Source organism: Bacillus pinisoli (genome assembly GCF_023036475.1).
Classification (GTDB): domain Bacteria; phylum Bacillota; class Bacilli; order Bacillales; family SA4; genus Bacillus_BS; species Bacillus_BS pinisoli.
This window is the reverse complement of record NZ_JAJQKI010000002.1, coordinates 96998-115647: the sequence shown is the minus strand read 5'-3', so window position 1 is coordinate 115647 and position 18650 is coordinate 96998. Positions and strand designations below refer to the sequence as shown.

The following is an 18650-nucleotide window of genomic DNA, read 5'->3' as shown; positions in this document are numbered from 1 at the left end:
CTAGTATAAGAGACGGCAGGAGGGGTAATAAAATGAGTATGATAGATTTTGAACAAGCAAAACTCTTAAAAGAAGATGCACTAACGAAATTAGAACAACATGCAATACAGCTGAAAATTCCTACTAATGAAGTATCATATTGGATTCATACGCTAACTTACTTGACACATACAATTGGTTTTTTCTTAAAGAATGAAAGAGATAGTAAAGAAAAAAATCTTCTTCAAAAAGAATATACGATCATGAATGATTTAATGGAAAAGATGCTTGTCTTTTCTGGTATAGTTACAGTTAGTAACAATGATCTTTCATTTTCTATTAGCTATGAAGAAATGATTATTCTTGAAGGCCAGCTTGAATTATATACACAAGTATGCCAAAACCAAAATGATTCTGAATACCTTGAACTTACAAATAAATATTTAAATACCTTATATAAAGTAATGGATGAAGAAGCATCCTTAATAGACATGATGACAAGGATATTGGTGAAATCAACTAGTCCGAAATTAAATTGACAAAACTTAAACATTTGGGATAGATATAAAGAAATATAATTAAATAGTGTTTTACTTATCAAGAGTGGGGGAGGAAATTGGTCCTATGAACTCACGGCAACCATTATCTTTATTGGATAAACGGTGCCAATTCCAACAGACTTTTATAGTCTGATAGATAAGAAAGAGTTGAGTACATGTTTGTAGGTTAAGTCTCTTTCTAAATGGAAAGGGGCTTTTTGTTTTATTCTAGAATCAATTGTGGATGAGTGTTCGTTTTTGTTTCTGTAAATAGGTAAAAGAAGGTTTAATCTTGACGGGGAATAAAATAATAAGGCTCTTTTCTAAAACTTTGTTGCTTTTAGTACAATTATTCTGGATGTACAACCAGTTTTAGTAGCAAAACGAGGTTGGATTAGAAAAGAGCAACTCTCTTTATGTATAGTAATAACTAAATACTAAGGTAAAAATCCGGCTTTTGGGATTTTTACGCAAAGCAACAATCTATACGAAAACAGCCAATAATAAAGAGAATCCATAAAAATGGACTCTCTGGTTTGATAGAATAGCTAGTCTTCACATTGGTATTACGAGTAATCTAAGTACATCGACCTTAAACTATTATAGACCTACTTTAATCGCTTTAGCGACAGAGACGGTACGTTTCGCTTGATGTTTAACAGCATCCTCAACATGTTCTACCATCTTGCCTTCTTGATTAATAGTAACAGAGGTACCGTACGGGTTTCCACCGGCTGCAAATATAGATGGATCTGTGTATCCTGGTGCAGCAATGATAGCACCCCAGTGATACATAGACGTATAAATGGATAGAATTGTGGCCTCTTGTCCTCCATGTGCATTTGCAGCTGAGGACATCGCACTAACTACTTTATTAGCTAACTTGCCATTAAACCATAAGCCGCCTGTTGTATCAATAAAGGATTTGAACTGTGAAGCAACATTACCAAATCTAGTTGGAACGCTAAAGATTAATGCGTCTGCCCACTCTAAATCATCTAACTTAACAATCGGTACATCCTTTGTCGCCTCAACATGTCCTCTCCACGCTGGATTTGTATCAATGGCGGTATCCGGAGCTGTTTCAGGTATTCTTAACACCTTCACCTCAGCACCTACTTCTTTCGCAGCTGACTCAGCCCACTGTGCAAGTTGGTAATTCGTACCAGTAGAACTGTAATAAATAATCGCTAATTTAACATTAGTCATGATAAACCCCTCTTTTCTATGTAAGAATACACTTTAATAATTCCCTATAGTAAGTTTTCTAAACTTTATTTTTAACTAAGGAAAAGCACAACTTTGGATAAAGTAGGTTAAGTAGCAACAAGTTTTAGATGAGTTCTTAAACTATTGTACATTTTCTCTAAAGGGATTTTTACGAAAGCAACAATCTATGCGAAAAGAGCCTTTGATTTAGATGCAACATTCTCAAAAGATAGTAGAGAGATGGTAGAATCTCCTGAATTCGAAAAAATCATTGATGCCGAATTTAAGGGTTTCGGTAAGGCGGAATGGATGTCAAAATAATTAAAAGTATGTAAAAGGAAAAATGGTGAGATGTCAGGACCGTCGTTCTGGCATTTTTACTATTTTTCTACGTTAAATACATATGTGTGAATGAACCAAAAGCAATGTATTAGCTGAATGTGGTATGAGTTGCTATAATAGGGAACAATAGTCAAAAAAGTATATAGAGGAGGAATCATTGATGTCTGAAAATCTTCAACTCGCAACGTTTGCAGGTGGTTGCTTTTGGTGTATGGTAAAACCATTTGATGAACAGCCGGGAATTCATAAAGTCGTTTCTGGGTATACGGGCGGTTTAAAAGAAAATCCTACATATGATGAAGTTTGTTCAAATAAGACGGGGCATCTTGAAGCGGTTCAAATTACGTTTGATCCAGAGGTTTATCCTTACCAGGAGCTGTTAACTTTGTACTGGCAGCAAATAGATCCAACTGATCCAGGAGGCCAGTTTGGTGATCGAGGGGAATCTTATCAAACAGCCATTTTTTATCATAATGAAGAGCAACGTGAACTTGCAGAAGCTTCTAAATTGGAATTACAACAAAGTGGGAAATTTAAAAAACCAATTGTAACGGAAATAGTTGCAGCGGGTCCATTTTATGAAGCAGAGGATTATCATCAACATTATTATAAAAAGAATCCCATTCGCTATAAACTATATCGAACAGGGTCAGGTAGAGAAAAGTTTTTAAAAGAAGCTTGGATAGACCAAGATAAAGATCAAGAATTAAAAAAACGTTTGACTTCCCTTCAATACGAGGTAACGCAAAATAGTGGGACAGAACCAGCATTTCGAAATGAATTCTGGGATCACAAGGAAGACGGAATCTATGTAGATATTGTTTCTGGAGAACCATTGTTTAGTTCAAAGGATAAGTATGATTCCGGATGTGGATGGCCAAGTTTTACTAGGCCCATACAAAAAGAGACGGTAAAAGAAGAGCTAGATGTTTCGCATAATATGGTACGTACTGAAGTGCGCAGTAAAGAAGCTGATTCCCATTTGGGTCATGTATTTGAGGATGGGCCACGTGATCAAGGTGGACTTAGATATTGCATTAACTCTGCAGCATTGCGCTTTATACCAGTTGATAAGCTTGATGAAGAAGGATATAGCGAGTATCGTTCATTATTCGAAAAATAAAGGCTTGGACATAAGTATTAGACAACGATAAACCCGAACTATTAGGTGATCTTTTAAAAAATTTCACCTTTTAATTCGGGTATTATATTTCCTAAATTGATTTATTAGGAAGAGAGCTTCTTACTAAACGGTAGTTGAATGTAGAACGAAGTCCCATTTTCTGAACTTCTTACTGAAATAGTTCCACCTTGATTTTCTACCATTTTTCGTGAAATAGAAAGACCAAGGCCAGTTCCTTCATCCTTTGTTGTAAAGAATGGATCAAAGATGTGTTCTAAGATTGTAGGTGGGATCCCTGTACCATTATCACAGAAGATAATATTGATGCGCTGTTGATCAAGTTTAGTTTGGAGCCTTATTTGTAATGGTTGCCCCCCCTTAGCATCAAGGGCATTTCTTAAAAGGTTGATAAACACTTGAAGAATTTCGGAAGTACGAATAGAAACCCAGTAAGGATCCACCTCATCAGAGCACTCAAAGATAACTTCCGCATTATGCAATATGGCTTCACTTTTAAGGAAGGGTCCTAAACCGTTTATTATGAATTGATTAATATTAACTAATTCAGGCTTAGAATCAGAAGGTTTCGCTATCGTTAAAAAGTCTGTAATAATTTTGTTAGCGCGATCAAGCTCAGGGATTAATAATGATCTTATTAGATCGGATGTCTCCGGTTCAAAATCGTTGTTTAGGAACTGTAGGTAACCTCTTACGGTTGTTAATGGGTTCCGAACTTCATGAGCGATACCGGCAGCAATTCTTCCGGCTAATGCTTGTTTCTCTGATTCTTTTACCATGTTTAGGTATTGAAATGACCCTAGTACTCTTATTATTTCACCATGCTGATTCCGGTAAATTCTAGTGTTATTAATTCCGTAGTTGCTATCAAGTACCTCTCGGTTAATAATCGGTTCTTCTGTTTTTAAAGTTTCTAAAAGCATAATTAATTCATCGGGAAGATTTAGCAGATCGCGAATATGTTTACCAATGGTAGAGTCACGATCTACACCTAAATCTTCGGCAGCCTTACGATTACACGAAGTTATCATTCCATGTTTATCAATAAACACAAGATGATGCGGAACAGTATCAAAAATAGGTTGGATTAATTTTTCTATTTTCTCAAAGGGTATTTCCTGCTCAATTAAAACATCTTGTTCAAACTCTTTAGGTAAGAATTTTTTATGTATGTGAGTAAGTGTGGGCATGGAGGAACCTGGTTGCTTTTCAATGTGAATGCCCTTTTCGAAGTCTTTATACGATAGTGAAGAAGGAATATGTTTTAACATCTCCCGGTAGGCTTGAAGTTCCTGTTCCAATTGTTTAATTCGATCTTCCTGACATTTTGCTGTATTCTTCATTCTTATACTCCTTGCAAAATTATGCCATACTATGATGCCTATACTATACCATAGTGTAGGAATACCGTGTAGGGGATGACGAGAACAAATGATGCAGGAGCTTTAAACTAAGGCTTTTTTCTAAAAATTTGTTGCTTTACAACCTTATTTTTCAGCAATTTTCGCCATATTTAATACGATAATCTAATTTTTAAAGGTTAGAAAAGAGCACTTATCTAGGTTTAAAGTAGAGACTTTGTACTACCAAGTAAAAATCCGGCTTTTGGGATTTTTACGAAAGCATCAATCTATACGAAAACATACTAAACTAAAAAAGGCTAAGATAAGGTCTTAGCCTACTTTCCGTATTGCGCTCTTTTAATAAATGTGTTTTCATCCTCAATTAAACCGCAAGTACCACATTGGATTCTTCTTTCTGGACCTCTGTATGGTAAGTGAAAAGGGTCTAGAGCCTCACTTGTAAATTCTTGTACCACTTCACCAGTGTGTGGATCCATTTTAACAGGTGTTGCAACTTGCTGAATAACATTAAAGCGAGAACGATTAGTTTTACAGTTTGGACATAGGTATGGTTGCGTCATTTCTATGCACCTCCTGTCTTACTTTCCCCAGGGATGCAATATTCTATGTAAGTATAATCACCTTTTAAGTTTATATTGGACTAAAAAGCAACAGTCTTTTTGGATTTGCCGTAAAGCTAGTTGTCTATTAGTATGTTCTCTAAAAATGAGAACTAATTTTTAGTATGTGTAAGTTCTCCATTTTCTTCATCGTAAAGAACAATGAAACCATCTGTGAACTCAATCTTCCATATTGAATCGTCTTGATGTTGATACACAGATTGAACAATTGCATTTGTTGTTTTACTTGCGTACTCTTCTGCATGCTTCACGATTTTATCATAGTGCCTTAGAAATTGCAGTTCCTCGAGTTCAACATCCTTTTCTCTTGGTTGTCCCCCAACAAAGCTACAAGCGCAAAGGAATATAAAAATTAATATTACTAGTAAGCTTTTCTTTCGCATCTAATCCCCCCTGAGACAAGCTTTATACAGGTTATTCGGAAGAGAGACTGAATAGAAGTTTATTTTTATGGAACTTTTTGTAATGAGATGAAATATTTCGGTGATACTAACCGTGTCCAAATAATCATTCAAGTTGTTCAATTCAACGTTTCGTTAATTAACTTGAAAAGTATAAAGAAAGGGGATTACAGTGAAAGATTTACATTCATTTGCTTGGTATGCAGCAAGAATTTCACCACATTTACCAAAAAAAGTTTTTAAACCTGTTCGAGCAAGATTATGGGGTGGGCTGGCTTATTTATTACTTACAGTTGCCGGATTCGTAACAATAGGAGCTTTTAATTTAAATCCATTGATTTATTTAGCAATTGCATTCGTGTTAGGAGCTAGCTTTGCGGCAATGGGATTTTTGGGACATGAAATATTGCATGGCACAGTCGTTCGAACAGCTTGGTTACGTGACTTATTAGGAGCCATTGCTTTTTGGCCACTCACAACCGGACCAAAACTTTGGAGAAAATGGCATAACTTAACCCATCATGTACATACACAGCATGAAGAAAACGATCCTGATGCATGGCCGACTTTTGAGAAATTAGCCAAAAGCAAGTTCTTACGATGGGTATACAAGCTGCCTCATTCGTTTCGTGCTCTTGCAAGTTTTGTTTCACTATCTGTTCAATTTACTTTACATTCATCAAGGATGTTACATTTATATATGAAGGAATTTAATCCTAAGAAGAGACCAGCTGTTTGGCTAGAAGCAATCCTGCCTTGGGCATCTTGGATTGGGTTATTATTTTGGTTTGGTCCTGTTAAGTGGTTTTTTGCATTCTTGTTACCATTATTAATTGCAAATTTTATTGTGATGATGTATATTTCGACTAATCATCGATTAAATCCTATCACTGAGATTAATGATCCGTTGGCGAATAGTCTTACTGTAACAGTCCCAAAATGGGTTGACGTGTTGCATTTTAATTTTTCGTATCATACTGAGCATCATTTATTTCCTGGAATGAGCTCCAAGTATTATCCGCTAGTAAAAGAGCAAATCAAAAGAATGTGGCCTGAGCGTTACCATGAAATGCCGTTAACTCAAGCATTAAAAGCTTTATGGAAAACTCCTCGTTTGTATTACAATGGTGAAGAGTTAGTTGATCCTCATAAGGGAAATGTTTTTGCTTCTCTGGGTCATGGGCTAAACCCTCAAGATATTTCGTTAAAAAGAAAAGAGATGTTATCTCTAGAGAAGCGAAAGTTATTTGAAGAAGAAAAACAAAAAGTGAAGAGAGAAAACAAAGAAGGAGTCTAGCTTTTTGCTAACTCCTTTTTTGCTGCTGTTTTACCTTATACAAAATTTAAAATCCTGCCAATGCTTTTGCATAGGCTAACGGTGTGGTTCTAATTTGTCTATAAATCTTCTTTTTCTTCAATCTCTTTAAGCTCTTCGTACCATAAATACGATTGTTGATCTCCAAGATGAAAGGTTGTTTATGACGATCTAAAATGACATCAATGGCAATATCTCCATAGTGGCCAACTTTCTCATCGATTAATTCACAAACAACCTTACACTTTTCAATGGTTGAATCTAGGATAGTGTTGGCTTCTTTTTTATCAACTTTAAAAAGTCTTCTAATAGCCTTGTTACCTGAGAGCAATGTTTTTAAATGTTTATAGTTGGTCACAACACTATCTTTTTTTGCGATACGCCCGACTACACCCTGACATATCCACTTCATCTCTGCATTTTTTTGAAAATAAAAACGAAAATCTACCTTTTGATCTTTATATAGAGAATCAATACCTTGTTGAAGAATATAGCCAAATTTATCTTTTAAGTGTGTTTCCAAATAGTAGACAATATCTTGTGTGGATTGGCATTCAGTTTTTTGACCATTACTAGTTTGAAAGATAATAGTGTCCTTATTTTTCCTTGCAACAATAATACCTTTACCTTGCATCCCTCTTATAGGCTTTATATACACTTGCGGATATTTGTTTATTATGGAAAAAAAGTCATTGGTTTCTGTATACGAGATGCTATCGGGGACGTATTGATGAGCAATTGGATCTTCAGAACTTACTTTCCAAAGCTTGTACTTATCAAAATGATTGGAATTAAATAAGGTATCACCAATTTCATTACTAATTTTTTTACTCATCTGTTGTGGTAGCCTAATTCGATTGTAAATGGAGTCAGGAAATGGGAGTGTTGCTTCTATCCATTCGTCTTCATCGTTTGGCGCATAGTATTGACCTTTAACTAATTTTTCTTCAAAATCTAAATCTTCTAAAGAGAATATAAAAACTACTCCATTAATAGATGTATAGTTTTGAAGTCTTGTTCTCAGGACATTTTTTTTTCGTCTTGTTAAAGTTTTACTAGATTTTGAGCTGTTTAAAATCCCAATTATTGGCCCAAGATGAAGAGTATCTTTGTCAACTCTTATCTCATAGGTTAATGCTTCTGGTAAGTAAAAAGGTAGTAGATCTGTTGGTATTCCTAAGGTCATATTATCTATTTCATAAGAGTGCTTTACTGGGATTTCTTTTGTCCAGCTTCCTATCTTTAATGTGAGAGAGGGGTTCTTTAGCAAGTGGTGTGTGAAAAACTCGTAGGAAACTAGAAGATAATTAATATTCTCTATATATTGGACCGAAACCTTGTTCATAACAAATCACCCTTAATTGTTTTGATTACAGAAATATCCTATTCAATTATTGAATAACGGATTGGACAAAACATAGAAGAATAAGCCCGAATTAATTAAATATAGCAAAATGTGTATATGTAAGAGATATAACAAAAAAAGGTCACAACAAATGTGACCTTTTAGGAAGTGTTTATTGAATTGTTGTAATAATCATGTTATGATAAAAAACGGTTTAACCATTAGCTGGTGTTAGTGTGTGTAAAATTATTGCAATCTTATCATAACACAAATAAACAGATGTTGTCAACTGGTAAGAAAAAATGTTGGGAGTGATTTCATGAGCATTTCTCCTCAAGACTGGCATAAAGAGCAGGATCGAGTGAACCATGTAGTTCAACAAGTTGGGAAAAAGAAGATTTCCATGGAGAAACATTTGACTAATATTAAGTCCGATATCGTTGAAATACGAAAAAGCTTCTGGGATGATGTACGTGTTAACGTAGATGAACCACATGAATTAATTGAAACCTTTACAACCATTAAACAGCAGGCAGAGTTTTTATCGGAGCGTGAACGAAGTCATGGCCATGGTTATGGCCAAATTGTCAAGCTAGAAAGACTCATGCAATCACCTTATTTCGGTAGGATTGATGTCAGATTCGAGGATGAAAAAGAAACAGCTCCCATATATTTAGGAATTGCTTCTTTTTTAGATCAAGAAGACCAGTTTCTTATTTATGATTGGAGAGCCCCTATTTCAAGTTTGTATTATGATTCACTTCCTGGACAAGTTGAGTATTTTACGCCAAACGGTGTTGTAAAAGGCTCAATGTCTTTAAAAAGGCAGTTTATAATAAAGGAATCAACCATTAAAGGGATGTTTGATACGGGATTAGCGATCGGGGATGAATTGCTACAGGAAGTACTAGGTCAACATTCTGACAATCATATGAAGACGATTGTTGCCACCATTCAAAAAGAACAGAATAAAATTATCCGAGATGTGGATAGTCATATTCTACTTGTCCAAGGTGCAGCAGGTAGTGGAAAGACATCAGCAGCGCTACAGAGGGTAGCTTACTTACTATACAAATACCGTGAAACCATTCAAGCTGAGCATATTCTTCTGTTTTCTCCAAACACACTTTTTAATCATTATATTTCTTCCGTTTTACCAGAGCTTGGTGAAAAAAATATGCAACAAACCACTTATCAGGATTTTCTACATCATAAAGTTAGTGGAGAAGTTACAATTGAAACTCCATTTGCCCAAATGGAGTTCTCCTTAAGTGAAGTTGATAGCGCTACAAATAGAGCACGGGTTCTAGGTATTCAATACAAGTCTTCGCTACCATTTCTGGAGGAATTAGATCAATATATAAATTCTTTGATTAAAGATGGCTTTGTATTTAGTGATATCTTACTTGGGGAAAAAGTTTTAATTTCATCTAGTTATATTAAGGAGTTATTTTACAGTATAGATTCAACAAGCTCTATCCCTAATAGAATCCAAATGGTAAAGGAACATTTGTTGAAAAAGTTAAAGAGACTAGCTAAAAGGGAAATGAATGAAAAATGGGTCGAAGAAGAAACACAATACTTGGATAAAGCTGATTATTTGGAAGCCTATCAAAAGCTCCAGCGAAAAAATAAAAAGCAATACTCTGAACAATCTTTTAACGACCTAGCCTCCGAACAGAAATTTCTCTCGAAATTAGTTGTAAGAACACATTTTAAACCAATTAGACAACAAATAAATGCGTTAAATTTTATTGATTATAACAATATATATAGAGGTGTTTTTAAAGCTGGATCCTCAAATTCATTCTCTGTTGATGAGTGGGAAGGAATCTGCAAGTTTACCTTAGAGGCATTAAAGCAAGAGGAATTATTCTTTGAAGATGCAGCACCTTATTTGTATGTAAAAGAGAGAATTACTGGAATCTATAAGAATACCTCAGTGCGACATATATTTATAGATGAAGCACAAGATTACTCAGCTGTTCAGCTAGCTACTTTATATATGTTATTTCCTCATAGCCGATTTACACTATTAGGAGACTTTAATCAGGCGATTTTTCCACAATCCGTAAATGGAACTTTCTTTAAGGAACAATTAGTAGAGGACGGAAAGTCAAAGAAAAGTATAACGTTGACTAAAAGCTATCGTTCAACAAAACAAATCGTCGATTTTACGAAAGCGTTGTTAGAAGAGAGTAATCATATTGAACCGTTTAATCGAATGGGATCTCTACCTTTAATTGTTGCAGGTGAAGGTGATGAAGATCTACTTCAACTCACTGTAGATAGGATAAAACGGGAGAAGGAGACGGGTTCAGAAAGTGTAGCTATCATATGTAAAACAGCAACCGAAAGTGAAAACGTATATGAAGCATTGAAAGAAAAAGTCGACCTTAAACTGATTAAAGGTGAAACTTCCACGTTTGAAAAGGGCGTAGTAGTCGTTCCAAGTTACTTGGCTAAAGGAATTGAATTTGATTCAGTCATCATATATGATGCCTCTGTATATAGAAGAGAAAGTGAACGGAAGTTGTTTTATACAGCATGTACGCGAGCAATGCATAAGCTGTTTATTCAATATAGCAAAGAAGTTAATCCGTTTTTAAAAAGTGTACCAAAAGAACTGTATGAGAAGGCAGACAGGTGACAGGTAGAACCACAATTGAAAAGTTAGCTTAAAAAAAAGCCGAAAAGTAAAAGGAGCATTACGTTAAAAAACGTTCTGCTCCTTTTGTTTATACCCTTTTCTAAAACATTGTTGTTTAGACTGTTATAACTAAAAAATCTCTCTCCATACAAAGCATGGGACATCGTACTACCAAGTGAAATAAAACGAAGTTAACTTTTATCTATGATTGTTCTTCCATTTCCTGAAGTTGTTGACGTATGTCAGAAACAGGGAGTTGTTCGCCGATAAAAACAAGGTTAGTTGGAATCTTAACTAATTCCTTCATATAAATTGGCATGCCGTAAGAATACTGAAATAAATATAAAGTGTCAGAGTGTGTAAATCTTATATACCCCTTTATCCTGTATATTTGATCAGGCATCCTTCTGAGCCAGTTTTCAAATATGTCAAAGTCAACAGGTTTTTGGAATTTATAAACAAAAGTCTTTAATTTTAATTGTTTGTCAACACGGAGTTCTTGGTGTGCTTCTTTTTCTTTTCTCTCAATTCCTTGGAAATCTTTAATATTTATGGATGCAAAAGTTGTGAAAAGTAATTTTGCATAAGGATTAATCTGCTGAACCTCAAATGCTAATTGACCTTGAATTACTTCCGATAGTTCATCCACTTTGTTAAGAAGGAGGACATCCGCATGTCTTACCTGTTCGATAATTAATGATTGAAGCTGTGGGCTTAGTGATTTTCGGTCTCTCCAACGCTTAGCATCTATTAAACTAATGACAGATTCAACATGAATTTTTTCAACCAATATTGGAGACATACAAGCATCTACGACCTCAATGGGATGAGCTACTCCGGTTGTTTCAATATAGATTGCATCCAGTTGGTGGAGGGTAATCAGCTCTTGAAGCTGTGCTTCTAATTGACCTTGTATGGTACAGCATACACAACCGTTTAAAAGTTCTTTTAAAGGTGTCTCCCCATCAACTGCATCTGAATCTATGGACACCTCGCCTAGCTCATTCATAAGAACGGCTACTTTGCGGTCTTTATTTTTTTCTTGAATTAATATGTTTTTAAGTAATGTCGTTTTTCCAGCACCTAAAAAACCAGAAAGAATGTATATAGGTATCTTCATCATAAACTCCTCAAATTTTTAATTAAATTAATAGTAGTGAAAAATCCATAAGAAGGCAAGGTAAATACGTATTAAATAGTGAATCTGATTAATTGTTTAAAACCAAGTTTTGTGGTATGTTTACTTGAGATTAACAAAACAGTAGATTTTAAGAATAGTATAAAGAAAAATTGCTAACTTCAATGGCTTGTAAATTCATTTGAGGGAGACGAGAAAAATGAAATATGGATTTTGGTTGCCGATCTTTGGAGGCTGGCTACGTAATGTGGAAGATGAAAATATGCCTACAACTTTTGAATATGCCAAAAAAGTCATTAAATCAGCAGAAGAGTGGGGATTCGATACGACTTTAATTGCTGAACTGTACTTAAACGATATAAAAGGTCCCGAACATGATTCATTAGAAGCTTGGACAACTGCCGCTGCTTTAGCTGCCGTTACTAATAAAATTGAAATTATGACTGCCATAAGACCAGGCTTTCATAATCCAGCTGTTGCAGCTAAGATGACAGCAAATATTGATGCACTTTCAAACGGAAGATTCACTTTAAATGTGGTATCGGCATGGTGGGAAGAAGAAGCACGACAATATAACGGAATCTTCACTGAGCATGATGAACGATATGCACGTACAAAAGAATTCATTGATGTATTAAAAGGACTATGGACAAAAGATACATTTACGTATAACGGGAACTATTACAATATTCAAAATGCTAAGTTACATCCAAAGCCGGTTCAACGACCAAATCCAATTCTCTATGCAGGTGGAGAGAGTGAGGCAGGTAAACAAACAATTGCTGAAACTTGTGACTCTTATGTGATGCATGGCGGTAGTGTTGAAGAAATAGCTGCTAAAATTCGGGATATGAAAGAGAGAAGAAATAAATTAGCTCTTCCGGAATTTGGAAGTTTTGGGATGGCCGCTTATGTAATTTGTCGTGATACAGAGGAGGAGGCACAGCAAGAACTTGCTCGTATTACAAATGTTAAGGAAGGCAGCGCTTATGCGGGGTATAAAGACTTTACTAGTAAGTCACACCTCGAGCAAGAGATAAAACTTCAGGATTATTCCGTATCTAATCGTGGGCTTCGTCCTCAATTAATTGGAACGCCAGAACAAATTGCAAATCGTATCTTGCAATATGAACAAGCAGGTCTTGACTTATTATTAATGCAATTTTCTCCTCAATATGAGGAAATGGAACGCTTTGCTAAAACAGTTATGCCATTAGTAGAAGAGAAGAGAGCAGCATTATTGAAAAAGTAAACTAAAGAGGAGAGTCACCACATGGAAAAGATTTATGTTATACACGAGAACGATGAATGGACGATTCATTTGACGAGAAGATTAGATGAACTAGCTTTACCATATGAGGTTTGGCATATGGCTAATGGCCTAGTTGATTTAAGCGCTGAACCGCCAGAGGGTGTTTTTTATAGTAGGATGAGTGCTTCCTCTCATACAAGAGGCCACCGTTATGCACCTGAACATACGGCAGGAGTTCTTGCATGGTTAGAAAAACATGGACGAAAAGTTTTTAATGGAACTCGAGCACTACAGCTTGAACTTAGTAAGCTTCAGCAATATATGGCTTTAAACCAATTGGGTATTCGCACACCAAGGACTGTGGCAGCTGCTGGGAAAGAACAAATAATAGAAGCTGCTAAAAGATTTGATGGTCAAAAAATTATCACAAAACATAATCGTGCTGGAAAAGGTCTTGGTGTTCAACTCTTTGATAGTGTAAGTGCAGTTGAAAACTATGTGAGAAGTGATCAATTTGAAGAACCAATAGATGGCATTACTTTAGTGCAAGAGTATATCCAATCACCAGACAGTTCTATTACGCGTTGTGAGTTTGTTGGTGGGAACTTTCAATATGCAGTTAGAGTGGACACGTCGGAAGGATTTGAGCTTTGTCCTGCTGAGGCATGCCAAATCGGTGACCTATTCTGTCCAGTTGGTGAAGAAGTGGAAACAAAGCCAAAGTTTCAAATCATCGAAGGATTCAATGATCCGATTATTGAAAAGTTTGAAACCTTCCTTGCTGTGAATCAAATTCAAGTAGCTGGAATTGAATTCATACGAAATAGTGAAGGTGAAATTTTCACGTATGATGTCAATACAAATACGAACTACAATCCTGAAGCCGAACAGGTAGCGGGTAAATTTGGAATGCTAGAACTAGCTAAGTTTTTACGAGATGAGCTGGAAATAGTTAAAGGATCTTTAGTTGGTTAGTAATAAAGGAGACTTATTTTCTTAAATGAAAGTAAGTCTCCTTTATTTGTAGGGCAAAAAAGAATATGATGAAAGTAAAATCTTAAAAGGTGGTACATATGGAGAGATGTGGCTGGGTAACGGAAGATCCTATATATATTGACTATCACGATCATGAGTGGGGGGTACCTGTTCATGATGATCGGCTACTGTTTGAATTACTGAATCTTGAAGGGGCACAGGCAGGATTAAGTTGGATTACGATCTTAAAAAAACGAGAAAATTATAGACAAGCATTTGATGGTTTTAACCCTGAAATCATTGTCACCTATGATGAAAAGAAAATTGAAGAGCTATTCCAAAACGAAGGGATTGTAAGAAATCGCTTAAAGATAAAGGCGGTCGTGGGTAATGCGCATGCATATTTTAAAGTGTTAGAAGAGTTTGGGTCATTTTCTGTGTACATATGGTCATTTGTTAATGGTAAACCTATTCAAAATCATTTTGAGAGTTTAGCAGAAGTTCCTGCAACTACGTCAATCAGTGATAAATTAAGTAAAGACTTAAAAAAGCGTGGTTTTAAATTTGTAGGTAGCACCATTTGTTATGCCTTTATGCAGGCAGTGGGTATGGTCAATGATCATGTTGTATCTTGTCATTGTTATAAAAAGAATAGATAGTGTTGTGCAGATAGTTGAAAATGTGTGCAGAACAGTTTGAGATTCGTGTAGAAAATTTAAAAAACGTGCATAAAACTTTAAAACTGTGCAGATATTCCTCAAATACGTGCGTAAGTGGTTTGTGCAGCGAAAAAAACAAAATTCTCATCAAATTTTAATGTTCTTTTCAGGTTTCTTTAAGATGCAAACGGTACATTATGTATAACAAAGAGATCAAAAAGGAGTTATGTAATATGGGATACTATGATGAACATATTGAAACTAGATCAAAAACAAAAAAAAGTTCTCCTAATGTTTTTGTTTCAACTGTGATTGGTGGATGTATAGGCTCAATCATTACGTTAATGGCGGTCTCACCAATCTTTGAAGGGAAAACCGAACCTACCGTTAGTGAACAAGAAAATGTAGCAGCAATGGGGAATTCGTTTGAAACAGTAAGTGTCAATGTGGAAACCGATATAACAAAAGCAATTGAAAAAGCTAGTGGAGCGGTGGTAGGAGTCATTAATATTCAGAATAATCGCATGCTTGAACCGGATAAAGAAGCCGGAACTGGTTCTGGTGTTATTTACAAAAATGAAAATGGTAAAGCGTACGTTGTCACAAATGCCCATGTCATTGAGGGGGCTAATAAAATAGAAATAAGTTTAGAAGATGGCAACAGAGTAGAGGGGAAGTTACTAGGCAGTGACATATTTATGGACCTGGCAGTTATTGAAATTGATGGTACAAAGGCTGAACATGTTGCGACATTTGCATCCTCTGAATCTCTTAAGCTTGGGGAACCAGTCATAGCAATTGGTAATCCGTTAGGGCTTGAATTTTCAGGATCGGTTACACAGGGTATTATTAGTGGTTTGGATCGGTCCATTCCAGTTGACTTGAACCAAGATGGAGAGGCTGATTGGGAGGCGGATGTTATTCAAACAGATGCAGCGATCAATCCAGGGAATAGCGGTGGTGCTTTAATAAATGTAAATGGGGATGTTGTCGGGATTAACTCAATGAAAATTAATCAAACTGCAGTTGAAGGTATTGGCTTTTCTATTCCGATTTCAATTGCAGAGCCAATTATTGAAAGTCTTGAGCTACATGGTAAAGTAAAACGGCCATATTTAGGAGTGGCAACTCGTTCCTTGTCTGATGTAGCGAGCTATCATTGGCAGCAAACTTTCCATTTACCAGAAGGAGTAACAGAAGGAGTGTTTATTGATCAAATTGGCACAGGTTCGCCAGCCGAAAAGGCAGGCTTACAAGAAATGGATGTCATTACCGAGCTAGATGGTCAAAAAATTAAAACGGTAGTGGAACTCCGTAAGTTTTTATACCTACAAAAGCAAGTTGGAGAAGAGATGAACATTACGTATTATCGTAACGGAGAAAAGAAAGTAGCAACCATGAAGCTGGAAGAAATTCCAAGTCAATCCTAAACTCTAGAAAGAGCTATCTGAAGGAGATAGCTCTTTCTTTCGGTTTCTTCTTTTCAAATATCATCAACTCATACTATTATAAGAGTAAAAAAAGGAGCCGGTGATTATGAAGAAAATATTGATTATAGAAGACGAAAAGAACATCACTCGATTCCTAGAATTAGAACTAAAGCATGAAGGATATAGTGTCAGTACAGCAGATAATGGCCGTTTGGGTCTTGAAAAAGCACTAGAGGAAGATTGGGATTGTATATTGCTAGATTTAATGCTTCCGCAGTTAAATGGCATTGAAGTTTGCAGAAGAATTAGAACAAGTAAAGCCACACCGATCATTATGATTACAGCCAGAGATAGTGTGATGGACCGGGTGTCTGGTTTAGATAGCGGGGCGGACGATTATATATCAAAGCCATTTGCCATTGAAGAATTATTAGCTAGAATACGTGCAATGCTTAGAAGGTCATCTACCATTTCAGACGGTGATGAAGAAATAGTAACTTTTCGTGACTTGATGTTAAAAGTACAAGCAAGACAAGTTCTGAAAAATGGTCAAAATATTGATCTAACTAAACGTGAATATGAACTGTTGTATATACTGATGGTGAATCAAAATATCGTGTTGAGCCGTGAAGTGTTATTAAATAAGGTTTGGGGTTATGAAACAGAAGTGGAAACAAATGTGGTAGATGTCTATATTCGCTACTTAAGAAATAAAATTGATTCAGGTGCTACCGATAGTTATATCCAAACTGTACGTGGAACTGGTTACGTGATGAGAACATGAATAGGTTCCTTCAATTATTTCAAAACATCCCACTCAAATGGAGACTGACCTTTTCGAGCTCTTTTCTTATGTTTCTAACTTTCATCCTATTTAGTATCGCACAATATGAAATTCTATATAATTGGTTGCTAGATCAGGAGAGAGAAGCGGTAATTAAGACTCGTGATGAGGTTGCTGCATACTATCAGCAAGTCAATCGACCAAATCAAGATATTCACATAAGGGATCTAGAAAATGTTTTGTTAAAACTAAATGATAAGCACCAGGTCATCAGAATATTAGATAGAAACCATAATATCGTAATCTCTGTGTCGAATGAGTTTCAACAACAACTTGCCCCAGCTGATTATCCGACCATAGAAGGAATTGAACAATTTCGATATAAAGGTGATGACTACCTTGTAACATGGGAGCATGTAAATACTAGATCTTTTCAAGGGACTGTAGAGGTAGTTAGAAATTTAACTTCCTTCCAAGATTTAATCCATATCATCTTACTAATTACCATTGGTTTTGCGTCCGCCACTATTTTAATTAGCATCGTTAGTGGAATTATTATTTCAAGACAGTATATTAATCCTATTAAAGAGCTCAATGAAGACATTATGAAAATTAAAGAAGAAGGCTTTCAAACAAGAGTGAAGGAATCAAAACACGAGGATGAATTTAAAGAGCTGACCAAGATTTTTAATGAAATGTTGGAAAGGGTTGAAGATACTTTACAAGGGCAAAAACAATTTGTTGAAGATGCATCTCATGAGCTAAGAACACCTATTGCAGTTATAGATGGCCATCTCTCCCTTCTAAATAGATGGGGGAAACATGACCCGGAAGTTTTAGAAGAGTCACTTGAAGTATGTAAGACAGAGATTAATCGGTTACAAAAGTTGATTGTCGAGCTACTTGATCTAACAAGGTCTGAAGCAGTAATAGAAGAAATAGATATTAAGCCAATCGAGATAACAGAGGTTATTGAACAGCTTACTAAATCATTTTCAGTACTTCATCCTGAATTTGAGATTACTTGTCATACTGAGGTATTCGGTCATCAACAGGTCCAAATCTCTAAGCATCATCTCGAACAAATTTTATTAATTTTATTGGATAATGCTGTTAAGTATTCACTCGAGGATCAACGCATAAATGTAAAGGTTCTTAAAGAGGAAAATTCTATTGTACTTGAAGTTAAAGATTATGGAATTGGGATATCGCATCTTGAAAAGGAAAAAATTTTCCACCGCTTTTACCGGGTAGATAAAGCTAGAAGTAGGGATATGGGTGGAACAGGTCTAGGCCTTGCAATAGCCAAAAGACTAGTAAAGAAATATAAAGGCACCATTTCTGTATCAAATAAAGAAGAAGTAGGATCCTCTTTTATCGTAAAATTTCCGATTATATAAGCATCAATGGGTTAGGTAATTCTGGCCCATTGGTGTTTTTTGTTTTCTGTTTTTGCGAAAGCAACAATCCATACGAATACTGCTTTTTTTATTTTACTATTTTACAA

Annotated in this window: 17 protein-coding genes and 1 riboswitch; of the genes, 11 read left to right on the top strand and 6 right to left on the bottom strand. The window is 35.6% G+C overall.

The features are described 5' to 3' along the window. Window positions 1-32: 32 nt before the first annotated feature. Window positions 33-518, top strand: a complete 486-nt coding sequence (locus LT143_RS02925) for a hypothetical protein (RefSeq protein ID WP_246939504.1) — start codon at window positions 33-35, stop codon at window positions 516-518. Between the two features lie 52 nt (window positions 519-570). Continuing rightward, a riboswitch (SAM riboswitch) is annotated at window positions 571-682 on the top strand. A 436-nt stretch (window positions 683-1118) separates the two neighbouring features. On the opposite strand, the gene wrbA is transcribed toward LT143_RS02925, so the two are convergent. After that, entirely contained in the window at window positions 1119-1727 is a 609-nt protein-coding gene (gene wrbA / locus LT143_RS02920) for an NAD(P)H:quinone oxidoreductase (RefSeq protein ID WP_246939501.1), read from the bottom strand. Window positions 1728-1871: 144 nt separating this feature from the next. On the opposite strand from wrbA, the gene LT143_RS02915 reads away from it, so the two are divergent. Beyond that, a complete protein-coding gene (locus tag LT143_RS02915) occupies window positions 1872-2048 on the top strand; it encodes a hypothetical protein (RefSeq protein WP_246940404.1) in 177 nt (58 codons plus the stop codon). A gap of 181 nt (window positions 2049-2229) precedes the next feature. Then, window positions 2230-3192 (top strand): peptide-methionine (R)-S-oxide reductase MsrB, encoded by a 963-nt coding sequence (msrB, locus tag LT143_RS02910; protein ID WP_246939498.1) that lies wholly within the window; start codon window positions 2230-2232, stop codon window positions 3190-3192. 104 nt (window positions 3193-3296) lie between these two features. On the opposite strand, the gene LT143_RS02905 is transcribed toward msrB, so the two are convergent. From LT143_RS02905 to LT143_RS02895, 3 genes are all read right to left on the bottom strand, one after another. Then, entirely contained in the window at window positions 3297-4553 is a 1257-nt protein-coding gene (locus tag LT143_RS02905) for a two-component system sensor histidine kinase NtrB (RefSeq protein WP_246939495.1), read from the bottom strand. A 335-nt stretch (window positions 4554-4888) separates the two neighbouring features. Beyond that, window positions 4889-5134: a DNA alkylation repair protein gene (locus tag LT143_RS02900; RefSeq protein WP_246939492.1), complete on the bottom strand. Its 246-nt coding sequence runs from the start codon at window positions 5132-5134 to the stop codon at window positions 4889-4891. Window positions 5135-5286: 152 nt separating this feature from the next. Continuing rightward, window positions 5287-5577, bottom strand: a complete 291-nt coding sequence (locus tag LT143_RS02895) for a hypothetical protein (protein ID WP_246939489.1) — start codon at window positions 5575-5577, stop codon at window positions 5287-5289. Between the two features lie 190 nt (window positions 5578-5767). Here LT143_RS02895 and desB point away from each other — a divergent pair, with 190 nt between their 5' ends. After that, a complete protein-coding gene (gene desB / locus LT143_RS02890) occupies window positions 5768-6892 on the top strand; it encodes a Delta(10) desaturase DesB (protein ID WP_246939487.1) in 1125 nt (374 codons plus the stop codon). Between the two features lie 46 nt (window positions 6893-6938). On the opposite strand, the gene LT143_RS02885 is transcribed toward desB, so the two are convergent. Beyond that, on the bottom strand, window positions 6939-8255 hold the full coding sequence (locus LT143_RS02885) for a YheC/YheD family endospore coat-associated protein (RefSeq protein WP_246939485.1): 1317 nt from the start codon (window positions 8253-8255) through the stop codon (window positions 6939-6941). Between the two features lie 319 nt (window positions 8256-8574). Here LT143_RS02885 and helD point away from each other — a divergent pair, with 319 nt between their 5' ends. Then, window positions 8575-10905, top strand: a complete 2331-nt coding sequence (helD, locus tag LT143_RS02880; RefSeq protein WP_246939483.1) for an RNA polymerase recycling motor HelD — start codon at window positions 8575-8577, stop codon at window positions 10903-10905. Between the two features lie 202 nt (window positions 10906-11107). Here helD and LT143_RS02875 read toward each other — a convergent pair whose 3' ends face one another. Further along, window positions 11108-12028, bottom strand: a complete 921-nt coding sequence (locus LT143_RS02875; protein ID WP_418909796.1) for a CobW family GTP-binding protein — start codon at window positions 12026-12028, stop codon at window positions 11108-11110. A 214-nt stretch (window positions 12029-12242) separates the two neighbouring features. On the opposite strand from LT143_RS02875, the gene LT143_RS02870 reads away from it, so the two are divergent. From LT143_RS02870 to LT143_RS02845, 6 genes are all read left to right on the top strand, one after another. Beyond that, a complete protein-coding gene (locus LT143_RS02870; RefSeq protein WP_246939479.1) occupies window positions 12243-13295 on the top strand; it encodes an LLM class flavin-dependent oxidoreductase in 1053 nt (350 codons plus the stop codon). A gap of 21 nt (window positions 13296-13316) precedes the next feature. Then, window positions 13317-14270 carry an ATP-grasp domain-containing protein gene (locus tag LT143_RS02865; protein ID WP_246939477.1) on the top strand — a complete coding sequence of 318 codons (954 nt, stop codon included), beginning with the start codon at window positions 13317-13319 and terminating at the stop codon, window positions 14268-14270. A gap of 98 nt (window positions 14271-14368) precedes the next feature. Further along, window positions 14369-14929, top strand: a complete 561-nt coding sequence (locus tag LT143_RS02860) for a DNA-3-methyladenine glycosylase I (protein ID WP_246939474.1) — start codon at window positions 14369-14371, stop codon at window positions 14927-14929. Window positions 14930-15162: 233 nt separating this feature from the next. Further along, on the top strand, window positions 15163-16359 hold the full coding sequence (locus LT143_RS02855) for a S1C family serine protease (protein ID WP_246939471.1): 1197 nt from the start codon (window positions 15163-15165) through the stop codon (window positions 16357-16359). Window positions 16360-16465: 106 nt separating this feature from the next. Next, a complete protein-coding gene (locus LT143_RS02850) occupies window positions 16466-17143 on the top strand; it encodes a response regulator transcription factor (protein WP_246939469.1) in 678 nt (225 codons plus the stop codon). A 68-nt stretch (window positions 17144-17211) separates the two neighbouring features. Further along, a complete protein-coding gene (locus LT143_RS02845; protein WP_246939467.1) occupies window positions 17212-18543 on the top strand; it encodes an ATP-binding protein in 1332 nt (443 codons plus the stop codon). Window positions 18544-18650 lie beyond the last annotated feature (107 nt).

Coding starts and splice junctions, on each gene's coding strand:
- LT143_RS02925 (WP_246939504.1), top strand. CDS start 33: ATGAGTATGATAGATTTTGAACAAGCAAAACTCTTAAAAGAAGATGCA.
- wrbA (WP_246939501.1), bottom strand. CDS start 1,727: ATGACTAATGTTAAATTAGCGATTATTTATTACAGTTCTACTGGTACG.
- msrB (WP_246939498.1), top strand. CDS start 2,230: ATGTCTGAAAATCTTCAACTCGCAACGTTTGCAGGTGGTTGCTTTTGG.
- LT143_RS02905 (WP_246939495.1), bottom strand. CDS start 4,553: ATGAAGAATACAGCAAAATGTCAGGAAGATCGAATTAAACAATTGGAA.
- LT143_RS02900 (WP_246939492.1), bottom strand. CDS start 5,134: ATGACGCAACCATACCTATGTCCAAACTGTAAAACTAATCGTTCTCGC.
- LT143_RS02895 (WP_246939489.1), bottom strand. CDS start 5,577: ATGCGAAAGAAAAGCTTACTAGTAATATTAATTTTTATATTCCTTTGC.
- LT143_RS02885 (WP_246939485.1), bottom strand. CDS start 8,255: ATGAACAAGGTTTCGGTCCAATATATAGAGAATATTAATTATCTTCTA.
- helD (WP_246939483.1), top strand. CDS start 8,575: ATGAGCATTTCTCCTCAAGACTGGCATAAAGAGCAGGATCGAGTGAAC.
- LT143_RS02875 (WP_418909796.1), bottom strand. CDS start 12,028: ATGATGAAGATACCTATATACATTCTTTCTGGTTTTTTAGGTGCTGGA.
- LT143_RS02870 (WP_246939479.1), top strand. CDS start 12,243: ATGAAATATGGATTTTGGTTGCCGATCTTTGGAGGCTGGCTACGTAAT.
- LT143_RS02865 (WP_246939477.1), top strand. CDS start 13,317: ATGGAAAAGATTTATGTTATACACGAGAACGATGAATGGACGATTCAT.
- LT143_RS02860 (WP_246939474.1), top strand. CDS start 14,369: ATGGAGAGATGTGGCTGGGTAACGGAAGATCCTATATATATTGACTAT.
- LT143_RS02855 (WP_246939471.1), top strand. CDS start 15,163: ATGGGATACTATGATGAACATATTGAAACTAGATCAAAAACAAAAAAA.
- LT143_RS02850 (WP_246939469.1), top strand. CDS start 16,466: ATGAAGAAAATATTGATTATAGAAGACGAAAAGAACATCACTCGATTC.
- LT143_RS02845 (WP_246939467.1), top strand. CDS start 17,212: ATGTTTCTAACTTTCATCCTATTTAGTATCGCACAATATGAAATTCTA.